Origin of the sequence: Salmonella sp. JXY0409-18 (genome assembly GCF_020268625.1) — a bacterium.
GTDB classification, from domain to species: domain Bacteria; phylum Pseudomonadota; class Gammaproteobacteria; order Enterobacterales; family Enterobacteriaceae; genus Salmonella; species Salmonella enterica.
On record NZ_CP084217.1, the window covers coordinates 69,591 to 84,627 of the forward strand.

19 protein-coding genes are annotated in these 15,037 nt (G+C 43.1%); 2 read left to right on the forward strand and 17 right to left on the reverse strand.

From position 1 onward, the window contains the following. The first annotated feature begins 2 nt into the window (after positions 1 to 2). On the forward strand, positions 3 to 1,502 hold the full coding sequence (locus LDB27_RS22725; RefSeq protein ID WP_001284313.1) for a helix-hairpin-helix domain-containing protein: 1,500 nt from the start codon (positions 3 to 5) through the stop codon (positions 1,500 to 1,502). A gap of 166 nt (positions 1,503 to 1,668) precedes the next feature. Here LDB27_RS22725 and LDB27_RS22730 read toward each other — a convergent pair whose 3' ends face one another. The 5 genes from LDB27_RS22730 to LDB27_RS22750 all read right to left on the reverse strand — a co-directional run bounded on the left by LDB27_RS22730 (position 1,669) and on the right by LDB27_RS22750 (position 5,283). Further along, positions 1,669 to 2,301 (reverse strand): hypothetical protein, encoded by a 633-nt coding sequence (locus tag LDB27_RS22730; RefSeq protein WP_225519953.1) that lies wholly within the window; start codon positions 2,299 to 2,301, stop codon positions 1,669 to 1,671. 38 nt (positions 2,302 to 2,339) lie between these two features. Next, positions 2,340 to 3,122 (reverse strand): IS21-like element IS100kyp family helper ATPase IstB, encoded by a 783-nt coding sequence (istB, locus tag LDB27_RS22735; protein WP_001317493.1) that lies wholly within the window; start codon positions 3,120 to 3,122, stop codon positions 2,340 to 2,342. Next, positions 3,119 to 4,141, reverse strand: coding sequence for an IS21-like element IS100 family transposase (gene istA / locus LDB27_RS22740; RefSeq protein WP_000255946.1), 1,023 nt, complete (start codon positions 4,139 to 4,141; stop codon positions 3,119 to 3,121). Before istA ends, istB begins: the two co-directional genes overlap by 4 nt. Positions 4,142 to 4,167: 26 nt before the next feature. Further along, entirely contained in the window at positions 4,168 to 4,710 is a 543-nt protein-coding gene (locus tag LDB27_RS22745; protein WP_225519954.1) for a competence protein CoiA family protein, read from the reverse strand. A 360-nt stretch (positions 4,711 to 5,070) separates the two neighbouring features. Further along, positions 5,071 to 5,283 carry an Hha/YmoA family nucleoid-associated regulatory protein gene (locus LDB27_RS22750; protein WP_001285422.1) on the reverse strand — a complete coding sequence of 71 codons (213 nt, stop codon included), beginning with the start codon at positions 5,281 to 5,283 and terminating at the stop codon, positions 5,071 to 5,073. Between the two features lie 170 nt (positions 5,284 to 5,453). Between LDB27_RS22750 and LDB27_RS22755 the strand changes: the two genes are divergently transcribed. Further along, positions 5,454 to 6,629: a tyrosine-type recombinase/integrase gene (locus LDB27_RS22755; protein ID WP_000795947.1), complete on the forward strand. Its 1,176-nt coding sequence runs from the start codon at positions 5,454 to 5,456 to the stop codon at positions 6,627 to 6,629. A 21-nt stretch (positions 6,630 to 6,650) separates the two neighbouring features. Here LDB27_RS22755 and LDB27_RS22760 read toward each other — a convergent pair whose 3' ends face one another. The 12 genes from LDB27_RS22760 to LDB27_RS22815 all read right to left on the reverse strand — a co-directional run bounded on the left by LDB27_RS22760 (position 6,651) and on the right by LDB27_RS22815 (position 14,991). After that, positions 6,651 to 6,995 carry a hypothetical protein gene (locus LDB27_RS22760; protein WP_001805195.1) on the reverse strand — a complete coding sequence of 115 codons (345 nt, stop codon included), beginning with the start codon at positions 6,993 to 6,995 and terminating at the stop codon, positions 6,651 to 6,653. Further along, on the reverse strand, positions 6,931 to 7,836 hold the full coding sequence (locus LDB27_RS22765; protein ID WP_001198594.1) for a hypothetical protein: 906 nt from the start codon (positions 7,834 to 7,836) through the stop codon (positions 6,931 to 6,933). Before LDB27_RS22765 ends, LDB27_RS22760 begins: the two co-directional genes overlap by 65 nt. Before the next feature lie 9 nt (positions 7,837 to 7,845). Further along, the gene (locus LDB27_RS22770; protein ID WP_000119427.1) at positions 7,846 to 8,808 is read right to left on the reverse strand and encodes a DNA replication terminus site-binding protein; all 963 of its coding nucleotides are present in this window, start codon (positions 8,806 to 8,808) and stop codon (positions 7,846 to 7,848) included. Between the two features lie 90 nt (positions 8,809 to 8,898). Beyond that, positions 8,899 to 9,345 carry a hypothetical protein gene (locus LDB27_RS22775; RefSeq protein WP_000549069.1) on the reverse strand — a complete coding sequence of 149 codons (447 nt, stop codon included), beginning with the start codon at positions 9,343 to 9,345 and terminating at the stop codon, positions 8,899 to 8,901. 16 nt (positions 9,346 to 9,361) lie between these two features. Beyond that, positions 9,362 to 9,898 (reverse strand): hypothetical protein, encoded by a 537-nt coding sequence (locus LDB27_RS22780; protein WP_000107168.1) that lies wholly within the window; start codon positions 9,896 to 9,898, stop codon positions 9,362 to 9,364. 73 nt (positions 9,899 to 9,971) lie between these two features. Beyond that, on the reverse strand, positions 9,972 to 10,229 hold the full coding sequence (locus LDB27_RS22785; RefSeq protein ID WP_001371933.1) for a hypothetical protein: 258 nt from the start codon (positions 10,227 to 10,229) through the stop codon (positions 9,972 to 9,974). Between the two features lie 7 nt (positions 10,230 to 10,236). Continuing rightward, entirely contained in the window at positions 10,237 to 10,827 is a 591-nt protein-coding gene (locus tag LDB27_RS22790) for a hypothetical protein (RefSeq protein WP_000578892.1), read from the reverse strand. Positions 10,828 to 10,871: 44 nt separating this feature from the next. Continuing rightward, positions 10,872 to 11,147 carry a hypothetical protein gene (locus LDB27_RS22795; protein WP_001004201.1) on the reverse strand — a complete coding sequence of 92 codons (276 nt, stop codon included), beginning with the start codon at positions 11,145 to 11,147 and terminating at the stop codon, positions 10,872 to 10,874. Positions 11,148 to 11,410: 263 nt separating this feature from the next. Then, positions 11,411 to 12,367 carry a hypothetical protein gene (locus LDB27_RS22800; RefSeq protein WP_000149830.1) on the reverse strand — a complete coding sequence of 319 codons (957 nt, stop codon included), beginning with the start codon at positions 12,365 to 12,367 and terminating at the stop codon, positions 11,411 to 11,413. 171 nt (positions 12,368 to 12,538) lie between these two features. Next, positions 12,539 to 13,477, reverse strand: coding sequence for a hypothetical protein (locus tag LDB27_RS22805; protein ID WP_000472043.1), 939 nt, complete (start codon positions 13,475 to 13,477; stop codon positions 12,539 to 12,541). 66 nt (positions 13,478 to 13,543) lie between these two features. Further along, entirely contained in the window at positions 13,544 to 14,464 is a 921-nt protein-coding gene (locus LDB27_RS22810; RefSeq protein ID WP_225519955.1) for a hypothetical protein, read from the reverse strand. Positions 14,465 to 14,712: 248 nt separating this feature from the next. Continuing rightward, positions 14,713 to 14,991, reverse strand: coding sequence for a hypothetical protein (locus LDB27_RS22815; protein WP_225519956.1), 279 nt, complete (start codon positions 14,989 to 14,991; stop codon positions 14,713 to 14,715). Between the last annotated feature and the right edge of the window lie 46 nt (positions 14,992 to 15,037).

The window sequence follows — 15,037 nt, forward strand, 5'->3', positions numbered from 1 at the left end:
ATATGGCAAATATTGTTACGTGCAAAACAAAGGACGGCGAAACAGTCCAGTATGTTGACGAGGTAATTGGTTCGGGCTCGATGAAGGATGTTTACTTCTCGCCTGATAAATCATACGTCGTCGCTTTTTATCATAAACCGCAGAACGAGCAGGCCCGGGATCGGATTGATATGATCACCGGACGCTACAGGCAAAACATTTTTGGCCAGTCCGGAGGTGAATACTGGAAGGACCTGTTTTGCTGGCCGACCCACGTTGTTGAGCATGGGGATAAAATCGGCATCGTGGTTCCAACCTACAAAAGCTACTTTTTCTTTAAATACGGCTCTAAAAACGATGATTTTCTTGGCATAAAAGGCCGTGAAAAGGAAGGCAAATGGTTTGCCAGCGCCAGCAACCAGAATAAATTTCTCGACCCACGTGAACGAGGCAATACGCTTACCTATCTCAAGGTCTGTCTGCTGCTAACAAGAGCCGTCAGAAGGATGCATGCGGCAGGTCTCTGTCACAGCGATCTAAGCTATAAAAACGTGCTTATCGATCCAGAAATGGGACATGCCTGCATCATTGACGTAGACGGCCTGGTTGTCCCTGGAAAGTATCCTCCCGACGTCGTGGGCACCCCGGATTTTATCGCTCCGGAAGTGGTGAAAACCAGCCATCTTTCCAAAGAGGATCCGAACCGCGTATTGCCAAGCATTTCTACTGACCGTCATGCGCTGTCGGTGCTTATCTACATGTATCTGTTCTTCCGTCATCCGCTACGTGGCGGAAAAATACATGACATGTCGGATGAAGTACGTGATGAGACCTTATCTATGGGTGAGAAGGCACTCTTCATTGAACATCCGACAGACAAAAGCAATGCAGTCAAAGTCAGTCAGCTATCCTCCTTTTCACTGCCCTGGGCTGACCCGGAGAAAATTCCTTACACCATCATGGGCCCTTATTTGACGCCTTTGTTTGAACGCGCCTTTATTGATGGCTTACACGATGCCAATAAACGCCCGACCGCCGATGAGTGGGAAAGTGCCCTGGTTAAAACAGTCGATCTGATACAGCCCTGCCAGAACAAGGCGTGTGAACAGAAATGGTACGTTTTCTCAGGTAAGACAAAGCCGGTTTGTCCCTACTGCGGTACGCCATACAAGGGTAAATTACCGGTTCTAAATTTATATTCATCCCGAAAGGAAGGCAGTTATCGTCCTGACGACCACCGGTTGATGGTGTGGAGCGGGCAGTCAATCTATGCGTGGCATGTGAATCGCCTCATTGCGCCAAATGAGCGCACAACCGATGCACAAAGGAAACGAGTTGGGTATTTTGTTTTCCATAACGATCAGTGGTGGTTAGTAAATGAAGGCATAAATGGGCTTATGTCATTACCGGATAAACGACAGATTGCCATTGGGGAAAAAATTGAACTGACGAATAACGCTCAGTTTGTTCTGTCAAAGGAGGAAGGCGGCAGGCTGGTCGTCGTTCAGTTAGTTGAAAACTAACGGACGCCCATTACGACTAAAACGTTCTGGCAGCATACTGAACCTGTTTAATGAATCACTATATTAAGCAGTGTCAAATTTAAGCTGCCAGAAAAAACTGACTGTCTGTGCCGGATATGCGGTACACCGCCTGCGGCAAGGGTTTAATGCGCAAAGCCCAAGTTATTTATAAAAGTGAATAGTTTTGTGACTCTACCCTGCCGCTCTTCTTTCCAGTGTCATGGTTTTTAACATCTGAAATACTGACATTGTTAAGCCGGTGATTGTAAAAGGCGATGCGGACAATCTCATGAAGATATTCAAGTTCGTTTTGTGTCAAGGACTGGCCTTCCTGGGTTTTTGAAATCATTTCCTGCCAGCAGATCAGTCTTTCGTAACTGACATGTTCGCTGTTTTCCAGGCAGTGCAACCTGAAATAGCGAAGGAACAAAGGAAATTCATCGGTCTGAGCGATGTCATAAGCCCGAACCGTTAACCGACACAGACATACAATCGTATCCTGCTGTAACCTGACTAGCGCGTTATGACTGCCCGGAAGGATATCAGGCAATTTCATCTTACAGTCAGCAAGGCGCTGAAGAAGAGGCCCTTCCTCTGAAGGCTCCCGTCCCCGATACTCCTGAAGAGGTTCAGATTCAAGTTCATGCATTAATGGATGATATAGCCATTCCCGGGAACTGGTCTCATCAATGATCAGGCTTTCAATGCACTCACTGTATGTTGTTTTACGTCGCCCGAGCTGCACCTGACTGATTTCATATTCAATATCAGTGTCAACGACGGATGAAAAGTGATCCACTTATATCTCCACCAACGGCCCAATATTGATCCACCGTTTTACTCAGGATTAGCTTCAGCTATAACCCCGGCCTTTCGTTTCTGTCTGAGTCGATAGCTTTCTCCTTTGATTTGAACGACATGTGAGTGGTGTAAGATACGGTCCAGCATCGCTGAGGTCAGTGCTGCATCACCGGCGAACGTTTGATCCCACTGCCCGAACGGCAGATTGGATGTCAGGATCATTGCGCTCTTTTCGTAACGTTTAGCGATGACCTGGAAGAACAGTTTTGCTTCTTCCTGACTGAACGGCAGATAGCCTATTTCATCAATGATGAGCAGGCGGGGGGCCATTACTCCACGCTGAAGCGTCGTTTTATAACGGCCCTGACGTTGTGCCGTAGATAACTGAAGTAACAGATCTGCTGCTGTTGTGAAGCGAACCTTGATACCTGCACGGACTGCTTCATAGCCCATCGCTATTGCCAGATGGGTTTTCCCCACACCTGATGGCCCCAGTAATACGATATTTTCATTACGTTCTATGAAGCTGAGTGAGCGTAACGACTGGAGTTGCTTCTGCGGTGCTCCGGTGGCGAATGTGAAGTCATACTCTTCGAACGTTTTCACCGCCGGGAAGGCTGCCATTCGGGTATACATCGCCTGTTTACGTTGATGACGTGCCAGTTTTTCTTCATGAAGCAGATGCTCCAGGAAGTCCATATAACTCCATTCCTGGTCTACTGCCTGTTGTGACAGCGCAGGCGCTGCGCTTATAAGGCTTTCCAGTTGCAACTGCCCGGCGAGCGCCATCAGTCGTTGATGTTGCAGTTCCATCATCACGCCACTCCTCTGCAGAATGAGTCGTAGATGGAGAGTGGATGATGCAGGGGGTGTTTATCGAAGTTCACCAGATTTTCACCAGGATGCACGTCATACTCTTTTTTCTCCGGAGGCAGTGCCAGCATGGACTGCTGCTCTTCGAGCCAGCGATCGCAGGGACGGGCCTGGATTGTTTCATGCTTTCGTTGGTTAGCGACATCGTGCAGCCAGCGCAGACCGTGGCGGTTGGCTGTTTCAACATCGACAGTGATCCCCATCGGGCGCAGGCGAGTCATTAGTGGGATGTAAAAACTGTTACGGGTGTACTGCACCATCCGTTCCACCTTACCTTTAGTCTGTGCCCTGAAGGGGCGACACAGTCGGGGAGAGAAGCCCATCTCCTTGCCGAACTGCCACAGCGAAGGATGGAACCGGTGCTGACCGGTCTGATATGCGTCACGTTGCAGAACCACAGTTTTCATATTGTCATACAACACTTCGCGCGGCACACCACCAAAGAAGCGGAACGCATTACGATGGCAGGTCTCCAGCGTGTCATAACGCATATTGTCAGTGAATTCGATGTACAACATTCGGCTGTATCCGAGAACAGCAACGAACACGTGAAGCGGTGAGCGACCATTACGCATAGTGCCCCAGTCAACCTGCATCTGTCGTCCGGGTTCAGTTTCGAACCGAACGGCAGGCTCCTGCTCCTGAGGAACCGAGAGAGAACGAATGAACGCCCTGAGAATGGTCATTCCGCCACGATATCCCTGGTCTCTGATCTCGCGAGCGATTACCGTTGCCGGGATTTTGTAAGGATGAGCATCGGCGATGCGTTGACGAATATAATCCCGGTATTCATCCAGGAGTGAAGCAACAGCAGGTCGCGGTGTATATTTTGGCGGCTCAGATTTTGCCTGCAAATAACGTTTAACGGTATTGCGGGAGATCCCCAGTTCTCTGGCAATCGCCCGGCTACTCATTCCCTGCTTGTGCAGGATTTTAATTTCCATAACTGTCTCAAAAGTGACCATAAGCTCTCCTGAATCAGGAGAGCAGATTACCCCCTGGATCTGATTTCAGGCGTTGGGTGTGGATCACTATTGCACCGTTCGTGACAATCAGGAAGATCGATACGCAATGCGGCAACTCTTTCGGAAGGATGAAGATGGTCAAAGGTTAACTTCTCTGAAATGCTGCGATCCCTGTCCAGAAAGACGGCCACACATAAATCATTAACCTTTACGAACAGATCAGCTGTGCCTCCGAACATACTGCCGCTTCCACTAACCTCATTCAGTGAAACCGGCCCACCATCGTCGCCAGCGAGAAGATTTGGGAAACCAAGAACCTGGTGCTCGTTGATGACTTCAATAATCTTTCCCCGGATGGCTTCCATCAGACCATCACAGTCACCGGCTACAGCTGTACTGTGTGAGAAATGCCAAAGCTTGACCTCCCCCTGCTTTGCTAACAGATCAGTTTTGCAAGCGGGGCAGATGCAGTTACAGTCAATACCCCGGCTGACCTCTGTAATATCTAAAAAGAGTCCTGATTCTCGCTGGAGTCCAAATGGAATACCAAATGTATAACTCTTACGCATGGCTGCACCCCGTTTTTGATAATGATTCAAACTATATCCGAAATAACGGAGGAGGATTTCTGTAAAACGTATTAAAAGAAATGATTTTTCCGTCTTCCAGATTAATGTTTGACAAAAATCAAATGAGAGCCTTACAAATATTGAGAGAGAAGTTTAGGTAAAGTAACTTTTATCACTTCTAATAAAATGAAGGAGAATATCGGATGTATTTAGCAGTGGGCTTGGCTTATGATTAAAGTTTTTCTCCGAACTTAATAAACAACTTTAAAAGACAGGCTATTACAATGCCTTTAGCCCCGAAAGGGGCATAAACTATTTTCAAATCCAGGCACAGTCTTTTTGTTGTGCCAATATTAATAATTACTCGCGAACAAAGGTCCACACACTCGCAGGAACTTTGTCATATAACTTTTTCATTGTCAGTTCGGCTTTACGATGATCATAAGCACCAGAAATTTCAAGAGAGGCGACACCCGAGTTTTTTTCACATAACCTTTCAAATACTTTTTCGAGCGTTTCGAACGAACTACACTTACGGAATTTCATTAAATAAGACTGCTTTGTGTCAGACATAATCAACCTTCTTTAGACAGGCCTCAACTGGCCAGGGATAATCTTAATATCATTTTTCACTTAAGCCTAACGATTTCACAACCTTTTTCGTTGTTTCCACCCTGTTCATAACCAGGTACATGAGTGCTAAAATGACCTGTAATTAAAACCAGTGTATCCCGGTGAGCAGGATGAAGAATCAATCAGTGATCAGACAGTTTTCGGAAAGCGAATTGCATCAGCAGCTGGAAACGTTCGGCAACCATGATAAACAGCTTTCACGCTTGATCCGTTACTTTTCCCATCTGAGATACAACACTGCTAAAACCTATCTGCACTGGCTACGAGTATGGAACGAATGGTATCTGGCGAATGCCCGGTTGCATACAGACTGGCCAGTAAGTTCGCTCCCCGTGTCTGAGGACGCTCTGCTTGCGTTTATGGGGCATCTTGAAGGCAAATTGTCACGAAGCAGCATAAACAGCTGTCTTCAGGCCTTAAATAGTATCCATAAAAAAGGGCTTAACCTGCCCGGGATTATTACGTCTGAAGCATGGTACATGCTGGAAGCCTTAAAACAATCGGAAGCCCGGAAGCGAAAGACGACTAAACAGGCAACTCCCTTTCTTATTGGCGATCTCAAGGCTCTGATAAAGTTACGCAGTACTACAAACTCAGTTCGTAAACTTCGTGACCTGTGCCTGATCTGGACAGGCTTTGAAACACTGCTCCGTTCATCCGAAATTCGACGTATACGTCTGAAAGATCTGTCTCTGGATAGTATGACCGGTGAATTTAACCTGACGGTATACCGTACAAAAACGAACATTAGTACACTTCTTACCTACCGGCTGACACGTCAGTTAACTAACTGCCTCTTGAGATTGATGAACCTCGTGAAAATGGATCAGCACAGTCATCCGGATGAATTCCTTTTCCAGGCCGTAAATTTCCATGATACAGGCTATATGCCACCCGGCTGGAAGCTTCGGAGTAAGGGGAATGAGCTATCTGAACTTCTTAAAAGGCATAACCTACCCTATCGTGCTAAGCAAAGTCTTCTGAACGATGAAGATGAAGAAGACACTGTGGACGATGCCGGTATGCTCAGCAAAAATTCCCTTTTACGAGCATTTAAAGAGATGTGGAATGAGCTTTATCCAAATGAGACTAAAACTCGTTACTGGACAGGGCACAGCGTTCGTGTAGGCGGAGCGATACAGCTAAATATTGAAGGTTACTCGCTACCACAGATTATGGAAATGGGGAACTGGTCGAATGAAGAAATGGTTATGCGCTACATTCGTAATATTGAAGCTGGTAAAAAAGCAATGATCAAGCTTATGCGAAATGCCTTTGATGAATAGCGCCCTCACGGGCGCATAACTTTATTTTTTCTTGAACGGGTTAAGTCTGGTGAGATTAGAGAGTGCCCCTCCCGGAGGCAAAATTCCCGTTCTTTTATATTTGTACACGCCATTTAATTTCATTGTCTGGATTCCAAGATTAATAAGCGTGACAAGTTTAAGGGTATACAGAAGTGTAAATTGTGGAGCAACCTGAATAAAAACCAATAACAAGCCTGCACACATTACACGTAGCCATGCCGCGTACTCCATGCTCAGCGGACGCTTGAAATAGAATCTTTCGAGCAAATCAACTGTCTTATTACTGATCCACGCCGCCGCCACGGAGAGTAACAACACGATGCACACCATAATGCCCAGTTCCATTTTCACTCCCTTCTCTTTTAGTCTCTTTAAGTTGAGGCTTAGCCACAGTAGTTTTGTTTTTTGCTTTTTTCTTAGGTTTGGTATGATGAAACAGAAAACAATCCACCATTACCCAACCATTTTTATATCGAGCCACCAGCATCTTCTGGCTGGGGTAATGAGCATGAAACAGCATTTTCACGTCCATGGTGCCCATCAACGACTGTTTGCGCTTTAGCTCATCCTCAGCCATCTGAAATTCTTGTAAGAATTCTGAAGACAGACGCTGACGCAGGATTCTTATGGCACTGGAGTTTTCATCATTCTTTGCCAGATGCCCGAAGCGTACTAGTGCCTTGTGGGTTATCTGGATGGGTCCCAGATGAGAGCTGAGCTGTTCGTACTGCCAGAAGTAGGTCAAATCCACCTTAACCCAGCTGATGCTGTCCAGCAGAGCCTCGTTCATGATGGTTCCGGACATTGGTACCATTGTCAGCCTGGCCAGACGCATATGTATGTAGTCCGTAAGCAACCTCAGCGACTCAGGAACGTTTTTATTGAGCAGGAGATGCTGAAGCACCGGGGTTGCGGTCTGCCAACACAGATTGCGCCCGTCAGGCAGGAAAGCAAACTTTTGATCGTCAGGCGCAGAGTTCGAAGCGTTTTCCTTACGAAGCAAAAAATAATGGCCGCACAGCAGCTCTGCTCTTACCTGGTCCTCGTCAGGGTCATGTCGGGCTTTACTTAGATCAACGGTAAGCACAACGCGGTTAATCGCATCAGCGTGATATTTTTTTACCCAGACACAGACACGATAGAGACGCTCATCGATTTTCTGGCTGGCTGTGGAAATCCATTGCATTGTTGTTCCTTAATTTTCGGGGCTGACAATGAAAATGCCCAGCTCAGCCCCCGGCACGAGTTCTGTATATTTCAGGCTCAGCTTCCGTTGGTTGGACGGGCCCTGGCTGTTTTCAGGAGCCCAGTCAGAGAGCGTTTTTAATTGAGGTATGTTGCCTGCTGCGAAAATGGGCAAGGATGCTTTTACTACTGAATAATCAGTCTCAGCATATTTATTCCCGTTTCGTTCCTGCCCTTCAGGCCTAAATGCAAAAATGTGAGCAATCGGAACAGGGAAAGAGTTAGTTCGACAAAGGCGATAAGATTCGCCCTGCTTCAGTGGGTGAAATTCAAGACGGTGTAAAGCCTTATCGATATTAGACACGACATTCAAATTGGTAGTTGCTACATTTTTTACTTCTGAGGCTCTCCTGCGCTCCAACAAACTCACAAGTTGCTCTGCTGTTTTAACTTCCTGGTTTCGGTTTAGCCGCCATGAAAAAGTAACTTTTTTAAGCTGGGACTTGATGAAAAGGACATTTCTTGTTGAGTGCATAGCGACAAGGCCCGGGAGCTTCTTGTGCACTTTATCAAAACGGACATTCTTTTTATTATCGATACGCCTCATTGCCGCAGCAAAATCATTTTTTGCTTCATTTATAGATGTGATCAAGCTTTCGAGAAGATCTGCTCTTTCTGGGACAATGATAAGACCCGGGTATTTAGTGGTCACTTTGGTGGAATCATGACTTAATGACTCTATGTCATCCACACAGATGTCAGTAAGTGCCTGAATAATTTCCTCAACCGAAGCATCGTCTTTAACACTAACCCTGATGGGTTTAACCTGCTTCAGTCGCTCTTCTGTTCGAGATACGGTGGAGACAGTCATCAGGTTTGCCATCAGCGGGGGGGTGTTCGAAAGAAAACACTTAAGCGAGTCGATACGTTCCAGAATCTGGTCACGAAAATAGGGCAAATCGTCATAACTCATACGTTTCTCCAGGCTCATGTTATTTCAAATCAATTTTGCTGCCCTGGCTGACCTTGCAGAACATAAATGTCATGTAAACCTCTAAAGAAGTCATTTTGAAACAGCTTTCACAGCATGCGATTTATGTTCGATAGGGCTCATGAACAAAGGATGATAATGGAGACGCCATGGATAGTGGATAGTCTTACCCACCTGGGTGATCCGATTGAGGCGAAAACGACCATTTATACAGTCAACTGACCAAAGCCCGGGAGAAACTAACCTCTTCCAGCGGTAAAAAGAGAAACCTGCAACACAGAGGTCATGCTCCAGGAAATGTTGAGTTTCGACGACGCGAACTTTTATCAAAAACCCCAGCATTGGCGAAAACCAGATCAACAACCATGTTGGCGGCAGGATGACTTTGTTCAGGAGATGATCTGTCATAAGCAAGGCAGATAACATCAGAAAACTGATAGTCAACCACAGGGCCATCCAACCGGCCCATACGCGGCTCTGACAGGGTTTCCATTCGAGAAGAAAAAGTTTTTTATGCATTCTGCCCCGCCTAATTTTAATGTATTGCCGAAGTATGCTGCATCATGATGGTGGTGCGGGGAAAGATTTCAAACTTCCACAATTCTGAAGCCGTGTTCCAACCATGAAAGATCCCGTCTCCACAGCGAGTGTTAAAAGCAAGAATTTCATCCCTGACCTGGTAAGCGAGCACTTCTGGCATATCAATAAATTCAGGTAAGGAAAGAAGAATCCCATGGATAACTTCTCCGGTTAACTTACTCATAACCTCTTCCTCAGACAGGGCAGCGTCCGGGAACAAACACGACGGAAGTGAAAAACAACATAGGTCAAGACCAAGAGCAGCCCTTCCTGCGTCGTAGCCTTCTTCATTAACGACAAAACGAAAGAATTTTTCAGCCTCACCCAGTAATGTTGACGGTCCTTCAGACGGAACTTCAATACCACTGAAGACTTTATCGGTCCAGTTGGTAAATGGACTGGTGAAAACCCAACAAATTAAGGATAACGCCAGCTCTTCCTTAAACATACGTTCAGTGCCGGTTGTTCTGGAAAGTTGCTTTTGAGTACTCATGTTTTACCTGTTGCATGAAATTATTGATGTTATATAAACACAACCGGCATTTTATCTAATAGGTTTGAAAACACTAAAAATCGCAAATGCTGGTACCTTTCTGTTTTAAGAGATTTTCAAGGTAAAGTGAGGCGAGATCAATTGGCTGGTTCTCTTCAAGACAGGCTCGCACAAGATCTTCAATAGAGACCGAATCAACCCCCCTTCCCTGTAAAATTTCTTTAGCAGATGCCAGCGTTTTATGAACGCTTCGACTTAGTTGTAATCTGACTTGTGTGCGGGTATCAAAAAGACAATCTTCTGTGACACTTTGTGAAACGGTTCTACTCATTGAAAAATCACTCCATTTCTGGGATCGAATGAAAATTAACAGCTATAGATGTATCAGGTTTCCCATTTTCTACGATACTCAACCACGTACGCGCTGAGATTTGTTGTTCACAGACGAGTATGTAACCTGTTCCCTGTTGATGATGTAGCTCAAGAGCTTTTAGGATAGGCCCTGAATGAGGTCCGAGAGCATCACGCGTGTGAATAAGCGTTTGCTCTGGCAATACGTTGCTAAGCATAGACAGCAGAACATTACGCTCATCCTCATTATCCGACAAAACAAGAATTATACGAAAACCCGTTTTTATACGAAATCTGATCTCTGAAACTAACTTTCTTAATCTTAATTTATATATGACCAGGCGGAATCGAGTCATCAGTAAAGAAACCACTGTGAAGATAACGATTACTGCGCCATATTTTGACCTGTAGAACCACCAGTTAAGGCCTCCAGCAACTATCAGGATTAACATTAAAATTAAACTCCCATAGAAAAAAAGTGCTGGGTAGCGAGTTGTCTTTCCTTCAATTAGTGCTGAGGCAAATATCAAAATGGATATTCCGTAAATTACCCAGTCAAAAATACTTTCTCCAATCATTCTTTAGTGAACATCCTTAAAAGTGGAAATGTAGGTTTATGGGTTTATGCATTTTCCTGATGGCCTTGACAACCAAGGATTTCACAGAAATTGTCACAGTGTGAAGCTGTAACAAAGCGCTCTCCACGTTCGAATCGCTCAACCAAATCCTTTCTTACTTCACTTCCAGGTTTCTGGAAGATGTACTCAAGCTGGAGATCCTCGGCCGTAGAAAGTAGTCGTTCTATGCTGAAATCAACATGGTAAAAGCAAAACTGATTATCAACCGGGGGAAAGTTGCTTTTGGTACTGTTCTCGTTTTTGGATTTTAGTTCATTCATGAGCTCTCCTTGGTTGAGAACAGTATACAAATCTCTTTAGGGATTTTTTTTCGTTAATAGCACTTTTTTGAGTTTAAAGAGTATGTTCATACCAGAGCATTAGAGGCTACGAAAAGGATAATGGAATTAGAAAGATAGATTTTAAGTGGTGATGTAAGGTGGGATAGGTAGAAGAGGAGTAGACGCTTGTAAGCGAGGCAAAAAAAAGGCACGGAAACCGTGCCATAAGAGTATGTGAGAAAAAATCAAAATCAGGGAAAGAATCAAGCAGCTTGTGAAACTGAATCTCCAACTGCAAGATTTAAATTTCTTAGGTTATCGAAAACTTCAGATACTAAGTCATTACGGTCGTGGATTTTAATCCGCCCACCGGTTAACTCTGAAACATAAACGGTATGGCAGAGGTCAGTAACCACTTCGCCGTATTCATCAACGACTTCCAAAGATGCAATCATCGGAATATAAGAAGCCGCAGCATAGCTCTCATAAATACTTATTATGGAGTCATTGTTGCGTCGAGAAATTACCCTACCAGAAGGTAAAGCCTCATCTTCCATATAGCAATCAGATAGGTCCTCACAGAAGTCATTTTCTTTAAGTGAAATATTAAGGGTCAATTCACTGTTGATAGAGCGTGAATAAGAATATTCACTCAGTTTATAGCAAGCCAAACTAATATCACTAAAAGTTTCATAAGCTTTATAGAGGCTCGATGTTATAGACTCAGATACAAATGTTATTAGTCCAATAAAATGAGTATCCCAGAACTGTTGCAAAGCAAAACGGGCAATCATAACCTGACCATCAACCTGCATCAGTCTGTTATATTCATCCCGGTCATAACCTTTCGACTGAGAAACATCATTAGACATGCTAAGAACTTCACTACAAACATCATCATATTCAAAACGACTAGTTGCAAAGTGTTTTCCTGAAATTTCAAGGTACTGACCAGAGACTGCGTCAAACACCTCAAGAAAGTAACAGAGTCGCGATTTTAAAGATTCTCTGTTTAAAGCTTCTATTTCATTCTCAGAGATACTATCGACATATAAATCAACAGCATTCTTGAGTTCAATAGCTTTGATATTACAGGTAAAAGAAAGCTCGTCACTTTGACAATGGCAAACACTTAATACTATATCCGCCTCATCAAAATCTATGCCAAGATAACTCAGAACTGCTCGGACATAGTTTTTATCATCAGATGAATGTGTCATATACACTACCTCGAATTTGAGAGGAAGTGCCCCAGAAGGGAAGCGACTTCCCCACTGGGTTAGATAAAAATTTGGTTAAGCTAAAAGAAGATGCCAGCGACAGATTTTACATTGTCATAGACAAGTGTCTTCAGCCAACCAAAGTTACTTTTTTGGACTGAAGCAAAAGGATCATTGAGACGCGTTACGAAAATCGTCAAAAGCTTCAGTTATTAGTAATGTGCGATCAGTTACTCTGTATCGGTCATTACTTTCGAGAGATACGTAAGTTGAATGCGAAGAATCACAGACAACACGCCCTCTTTTATTGATCAATCTTACTTCCATCATCACCGGCACATTGATAATTGAAGCAACATCGGTATAGAGGGATATGAGGGCATCATTGTCACAATATAACGCCCCGTTCCCATCAAATGTATCGTTAAACTTAATATATATATCTGGCATATTTGCCGGATAATCATCAGTATTGAAATCAATGCATAACTTTAAGTCATCATTAATACGGCGATTAATCTTATGCTGCCCTACACGTACAAAGCCATGTTCAACAGCTTTGATAATCCTTAAAGTTTCATTAAGACAATCTGTAATTCTTTTCTCGACAAATGAGATAAAGTCACCAAAGTCGGAATGAAAAAACTGTTTAAGTGCAAATTTCGCAACTAACACTTTCCCATCCACCTTCATTTTATCGAGATAAAGATTTCTTATAGCATCAGTAGAAGAATTAGCTTTAGATAACTCTTCACAGTCATTAATAATCATTGAAACAATATCAATAACTTTAACTGGGCTTAAAGTATTACTATATCCGCGAATATCAAACGTAAAAAATCCGAAATTCTTAAATACTCCAAGAAAATAAATTATTTTTTGTTTCAAAAGAATAGAATCGGAGTAAGATGCGTTGTGCTTTATTAGCTCAGATATGTAGAGATCCAACATACAATTTAAATTATCGATATCTACATCGTAATCAAAGGTTACTTTGTCGAACGAAGTATCAGATAATTGAACGGTTATATCGTCAGCGGAAACATTAAGGCCTAAATTTTGATAAAGAAAGGCACTAACAAATTCCACGTGGTCAGATTCTTTAAACATTTACACTACCTCATGACTAAAAAGGAAGTGCTTCCCACCGGGAAGCAGGTTCCCGGATGGGTTAGATTAATTATAAAAGAGTTCTTCAGAAGGTACATGCATTTCTGGTTTGAACTGTTTTAAGGAGTTGTTTATAGCTTTTCGATATAACCCTGAAGAGTGTGGCTTAAACATTTGATATTCCGTAACGAGCAGAGGAGACGTAAAGCATCCTAAGTTCACTAGTGAAATACTTGATGTTTCTTCACAAACATCTAATTCAGCGTATATCCGCCTCTTCATTACCCTGCCTGCTAAATAGCGACGAACATGATTTATAAACTTGTCCGCATCTGATATAGAATTAACTATATAATCAGATGTGACTATCTGATTAGATACAGTTTCAGGTATAGCTTCGGCTATTATTTTTACGTTCATTTCATAATCAACACTATGGAAGCAAGCAAGAATTTGTGGCTTCGCGCTTTCTAAAATCTTTTCAAGAACAGAAAAAAACAGAGAGAACTCGTTTAAAATTCGCTTTTGTATAAGTCCATGTAGATGTTTTATGAAAGGAGAACCGTGTTCAACAAGGCCTAGTATAAGATCCTTAGAGGCCAAATCTGAGCGGTAATAAACGTATTCTAGATTATCCCGGTTAAATCCTTTGAAAAGCAAATCAGGCTGCTCTGAGACCAGTCGTAAATGAGTTGAAGCTATAGAAACTTCAAAACGAAAGTTCGCGAGATTTACAGGACCTGCTTTTAATGTAGCCGCTTCGGAAAAATAAATGAAAAGAGGATGCAAATCATCGTTACCACTGTAAAGATGGTCTGCACCCTTAAGATATTTCACCAAATGAGGTAGAAAAGATATTACTGGAATATCAGCCACAAATCGAATATGCCGAAATGGTTTTGAATCCAAATATATATTTTCCACTACAGCGCCAACAAAACCCATTTTAACAAGAATAGATTCAACTAACTTTTGTATAGCATTCATTTCAATACCCTCTTAATAGAGGGATTTCTCCCATAGGGAGAAATCCCTATGGGAGAAAATAATTTTAATTAATAATTATAGCGAAGCGCATGTTCTTTTTCACTAAGATGGTTTTCATATTCCGACTTACCAGAACTTAAACACTCTTTGAAAAAGACCTTTGAAAAATTCTTCAAGTCACTTCGGTTATTAATTTCTTTGTCAGACATCAACTTAGCTGAGTGTGAGGTATCAACAGGCCCCAACCATCATTCATATTTAATATAAACACAATTGGTTTGTGTATGTCCATTTAGAAATCGTTTTGCATTTCTAAGTATTTTTCTACAACCGTTAAGGTCTGAAAGTAAGATATCTGGAGCAATGAGCTCTTCCAGAATATGACCAGGTAAGCCTTTCCTAAAAAGCTCAACATCGTAACTACAATACCAGTCACGATAATTAAAAGCTTTAATAAGTCTTTCAGGTGTATCCAAAGATATCTTATTCAGGATTTTTAATGCAAAGCATACAGCATCTTTTAACAACTCGTGCACCTCAACATTGATAAATGAGAAAAACGAGCTTAATTCT